General features: G+C 66.7%; 7 protein-coding genes. 2 read left to right on the forward strand and 5 right to left on the reverse strand.

Annotated features, from left to right (window positions below; genetic code table 11):
• The first annotated feature begins 363 nt into the window (after window positions 1-363).
• Window positions 364-750 carry a hypothetical protein gene (locus tag MJD61_11155; protein ID MCG8555826.1) on the forward strand — a complete coding sequence of 129 codons (387 nt, stop codon included), beginning with the start codon at window positions 364-366 and terminating at the stop codon, window positions 748-750.
• Between the two features lie 4 nt (window positions 751-754).
• Here MJD61_11155 and MJD61_11160 read toward each other — a convergent pair whose 3' ends face one another.
• Genes MJD61_11160 through MJD61_11170 form a run of 3 tightly spaced genes read right to left on the reverse strand, consistent with a single transcriptional unit; the run spans window position 755 to window position 1498 of the window.
• On the reverse strand, window positions 755-916 hold the full coding sequence (locus MJD61_11160) for a hypothetical protein (protein MCG8555827.1): 162 nt from the start codon (window positions 914-916) through the stop codon (window positions 755-757).
• Between the two features lie 15 nt (window positions 917-931).
• Window positions 932-1096, reverse strand: coding sequence for a hypothetical protein (locus tag MJD61_11165; GenBank protein MCG8555828.1), 165 nt, complete (start codon window positions 1094-1096; stop codon window positions 932-934).
• 18 nt (window positions 1097-1114) lie between these two features.
• A complete protein-coding gene (locus MJD61_11170; protein MCG8555829.1) occupies window positions 1115-1498 on the reverse strand; it encodes a hypothetical protein in 384 nt (127 codons plus the stop codon).
• A 410-nt stretch (window positions 1499-1908) separates the two neighbouring features.
• Here MJD61_11170 and MJD61_11175 point away from each other — a divergent pair, with 410 nt between their 5' ends.
• Window positions 1909-2385 (forward strand): hypothetical protein, encoded by a 477-nt coding sequence (locus MJD61_11175; GenBank protein MCG8555830.1) that lies wholly within the window; start codon window positions 1909-1911, stop codon window positions 2383-2385.
• Window positions 2386-2481: 96 nt separating this feature from the next.
• On the opposite strand, the gene MJD61_11180 is transcribed toward MJD61_11175, so the two are convergent.
• Window positions 2482-3327, reverse strand: coding sequence for a F0F1 ATP synthase subunit gamma (locus tag MJD61_11180; protein MCG8555831.1), 846 nt, complete (start codon window positions 3325-3327; stop codon window positions 2482-2484).
• Window positions 3324-4364: F0F1 ATP synthase subunit alpha (locus MJD61_11185; GenBank protein ID MCG8555832.1), on the reverse strand; the 1041-nt coding region annotated here is incomplete at its 5' end. The genes MJD61_11180 and MJD61_11185, both read right to left, overlap by 4 nt.

Consider the following 4364-nt stretch of genomic DNA (forward strand, 5'->3'; position numbering starts at 1 on the left):
GAGAGCAATGGGGTAGCCGAGCCGGCTTCCTGGCCGCGGTGGGCTCGGCGGTCGGTCTGGGCAACATGTGGCGTTTTGAGGCCGGAGGCGCCGCGCTAGCTCCCTTACCACTGCCGGCCGCCGGGAGGGGCGCCCATGGGGGGGGGTGGGGCCGCCGGCTGGCCGGCCTGCTTTCTTGTGGGCGCCGAGCATTTCCTTGCACGGGGGGGGCAGCTTCTCCTCGTCCTCGCTCAAGCAGGTCCAGGCTTCCTGCCGGGTGGGCGACCCCGGTCCCGCCGACCTGACCCGCCTTGAAGCTTGAGTACGCCACGGCGGCGTCGGCGACCTGACCCTCGATAGAGCGGCCGGTGTCAAGTACATGCAGTGGTCCCCTCCAATGGACGCTACCCCTCGGCCCAGCAGCTGATCGAGGACCCACGCTACCCCGCGCATTTGGTCGTGAGGGCGACCTACGGGCTGCTGGTGACGAGGGACGCCGGCGCGAGCTGGTCGCTGATCTGCGAGCAGGCCGTGGGCTATGGGGGTAACGAGGACCCGGCGTTGGGCCTGCTCGCGGATGGTACGTTGATGGCCGGCTTGTTCGGGGGCCTGGCACTGGTCCCGGCAGGCGCATGCGAAAGGAGCCTGGCCCAAGGAGGGGTGAGCGACATGGAAATCGTCGATGTGACGGTCGACCCGGTCGACCGCGCCCGCGCGTTCGCGCTCGCGCTCGAGGCGCAGCACGGGCTTTCCGCGCGTCGCGGCCGCTGAAGATTCAGGGCGGGGCACCGTCCAGAATCCACTGCTTGATCTTCGCGAGCTCGGCCTGCGGGAGCATGCTGCCAAAAGGCATCGTTTCGCCCGAGCCGCCGACGGCGAGAAAGGTGTTGTCGAGCTTCCGCCACAAGTAACTTTCGGTGAGACTGCCTGGCTTCACCAAGAACAGTGCGCTTTACTTCGAGGGGACGTTGATGATCGCGGGGTAGCCGTCCGGCCACAGCTCCAGACCAGCATCCGGTACGGTCTGCGGGTCCCTTGAATGGCAGTGGGTGACGCAGCTGGCATCCCAGATGGGCTGTATGTCCTTCGCATGCGAGAGCGGGCCGCTGCCGGCCATGCCCGCTGCTCCACCGGCTCATCCGCTGCCCGCGCTCGCGCCGGCGCTGCCCGCAAACCCCGCCGTCCCAGACCCACTGACTCCAGCGGCAGCTGCGCCGGCGGCGCCGCTCGTCCCGCTCATTCCGGCGCTGGCCAAACCAGCCGATCCTGCCATCCCGGTACCACCAGCAAAGCCCCCGATGCCTGCCGGGCCAGCGCCCGCGTCGATCGTGCCGGCCAGGCCAGTGCTCCCGGCGTTACCCGCCACGCCGTTCACGCCGCCCGTGGTCCCGGCCAAACCGGGAGCCCCGGCCCGCCCGCGGTCTACCGGGCTCGGTACACCGCTGTCGCATGCGATGACCTGGACCGCGAGCACGCCGCACACGGCGCATCTCCACGGGATTGCCTGCAAAGCACTCACGTGGACCCACGTATACGGCAGGAGCTCGTGCCCGCTTCCTGGCTGCGTAGGAAATGGACTGGCCCCGAGTGAAATGGTAACGCGCGAGTGAAGGAGTGAAACGGTAACGCCTGCTACTGCGAGAGCAATTTGCTACGATCGGTGGCCTGGCAGCAGCTGCGTGGAAACCTGGATCGGACTTTCTGGCAACAGGTACGAGTGCTGGGTCGGTCACCCCGGCCGTGCTACCCTTTCGGGTGTGGCTGAACCGCTGTCCGAGGAAGAAGCGGCATGGGTAGCCGAGGATGACCAGTTGCGTGCTCGCGCGCGTGCGTTTGCAGAGCAACACGACCGCGACGAGAAGTCCATCTATCGGACGCTGAAGAACTTGCGCAGATCTCCGGCCGAACGCCTGCGCCTGGGGTTACGCCATGCCAGACTCCATCCTGACCAGCGCCGAGCAGACCCTGTTACGTGAGCTCATCGCCCGCGGAGTGCGTTTCATGGTAGTAGGCATGAGCGCAGCGCTGATGCAGGGCGCACGCGGCGCCACGGAGGACATCGACCTGTGGTTCGAGAACGTAACTGACTCGCGCATCGGCGAGGCAGTGAAGGCGGCCGGAGGCATCTGGGTTTCCGGAAGCTTCGGCATGGGCCCGCCACGCATAGGGGGAGAAGAACTGAGCGAACGTTTCGACGTAGTAGTCCACATGAGTGGTCTCGAGAGATTCGCAACCGAGTTCCAACACGTACGCTATGAGACCGTGGACGGAATAGACATTCCTATCATCCCCCTCAATCGCGTTCTTGTGAGCAAACGAGCGGCAAATCGGACCAAAGACCGCGCGCAGCTCGCAGCCATCGAGGATGCGCTGCTGCTACTGGAGGCTGCCGGCGAGCGCACGTAACGCCTCCTCACAAGCGTTGAACGCCTCCCTGCAGGCGCAACAGCGCTGGGCGCGATGGATCGCAATCGAGGTGGCAATGCTACTTTGCCCCGACGCTTATCCCGCCTCGAAGCCGCTCGTCAGCTCCTGCAGCTCCTGCGTCACCAGCTCCTGGCGTAGATGGTTGTGCGCGAGCTTGAGCTCATCGAGCTTGTTGTCTGCGTTGTGCGTCGCTGCGTCGGTCGTGCGCAGGCGCGCGGCCTGTTCGGCGGCGTGAGCCTCGACCGCGGCCTGATAGAGCGCGACGTAGGTCCACTCCTCCAGCAGTCGGAACACCGTGTCGTGCTCCTTTGCATAGGTGTGCGGGGGCAGGCGCGGCAGCGCCTCTTTGGGCACGGCGAGGGCCTGGCGCACTACCGGGTAGACGCGCACGACCTGTGGCCGTGCACTGCCGGAGCTCTGTTGCCGCGTGTAGACGACATCAATGCCGTCCCAGCCGCCGCGCTCCAGCTCCGGCAGCATGAGACCGGCAAGGCTCTCCACCAGGCCGTCGATCCCGTGCAGGGAGCTGGGCGCGGCAAAGGCGGCCAGCGTGGCCTCCCCACGAGCTTCCAATAACTCAGCCGTGCGCAGCCCCACTGCGACGAGCCCCGCTCTGCGCTCACCCTGCTCTCGCACGTGCGCGATAGCGCACTGCACGACGCGCCGCGGCAGCGCCCCGCACAAGCCCTGGTCCGTGCCGAGCGCGATGGTCACCACACTGCGACACGGGGGCGGTGTGAGGGCCGGGCTTCTCAGCCACGCCAGGGTCGTCGCAAGCTGGCGCTCGTAGCTGCGCAGCGCCTCGATCACGCTTGCGGCATTGCGCATTTGTACTGCAGACAGCGCGCGCATGGTGGAAACGACGCTGCGCACGGTCTGCACGCTCTTGATGCGCTTTTCGACGCCTTGCAGATCCGTCATGTCCCGAGCTCCGCATGACTCGCCGCCACCGCCGCTCGATCCTCCTCGCTGGGGGCGCGACCGTGCTCGAATGCCAAGAGCAGCTCGGGATGGCGTTGCCGCAGGTGCTGTCGCAGCTTGCGTACCTGCTCGCGCACCTTTCCCGGTTCCACGGCATCGAAGAGGCCTGACTCGAGGGCGAGCAGTACCGCTACCTGCTCCCCCAAAGGCAAGGGTGCGGCCGGCGGCTGCCGCAGCACTTCGCGAATGCGCGCACCGCGCACCAGAAGCTTCTGAGTCCCCTCCTCCAAGCGCGCTCCGAAGCGACTGAAGGCCTCTACCTCCCGGAAACGCGCCGAGTCCAGACGCAAGCGGCCCGCGACGGCCCGCATGGAGGCGAGCTGCGTGCGCCCGCCCACGCGCGAGACCGACAGGCCGACGTCGATGGCCGGCTTCAGGTTGCGATGGAACGCCATCGCGTCGAACACGAGCTGCCCGTCCGTGATGGAAATCAGATTCGTCGGGATGAAGTCACTGATGCGACCGGCTTGGGTTTCAACGATCGGCAACGCGGTAAGCGAGCCGCCGCCCAGCGCCTCGCTAAGGTGCGTGGCGCGCTCCAGTAAACGCGAATGCACGAAGAAGATGTCGCCCGGATACGCTTCACGGCCCGGCGGGCGCCTCAGCAGCAACGACAGCTCACGGTAGGCGATGGCGTGGCTGGTCAGGTCATCGAAGACCACAAGCGCGTCCTGCCCCTGATCTCGAAAATACTCCGCGATGCTGCAGGCGGCGTAGGGAGCCAGGTAACGCAAGCCAGCGGGACTGTCGGCGCCCGCCACGAGCACGACCGTATGCCCCAGTGCGTCGTGTTTCTTGAGCGTCGCGATCGTGGCCACCACGCTCGAAGCCTTCTGACCGATCATGGCGTAGACGCACTTGACGCCGCTTGTGCGCTGGTTGATGACGGCATCGAGCGCCACGGCTGATTTGCCCGTGCCCCGGTCTCCGATCAGCAGCTGCCTCTGACCGCGGCCGATCGGAAACAGCGCGTCCAC

The organism is Pseudomonadota bacterium, assembly GCA_022361155.1.
Taxonomy (GTDB): domain Bacteria; phylum Myxococcota_A; class Polyangia; order Polyangiales; family JAKSBK01; genus JAKSBK01.

Coding starts and splice junctions, on each gene's coding strand:
- MJD61_11180 (MCG8555831.1), bottom strand. CDS start 3,327: ATGACGGATCTGCAAGGCGTCGAAAAGCGCATCAAGAGCGTGCAGACC.
- MJD61_11165 (MCG8555828.1), bottom strand. CDS start 1,096: ATGGCCGGCAGCGGCCCGCTCTCGCATGCGAAGGACATACAGCCCATC.
- MJD61_11175 (MCG8555830.1), top strand. CDS start 1,909: ATGCCAGACTCCATCCTGACCAGCGCCGAGCAGACCCTGTTACGTGAG.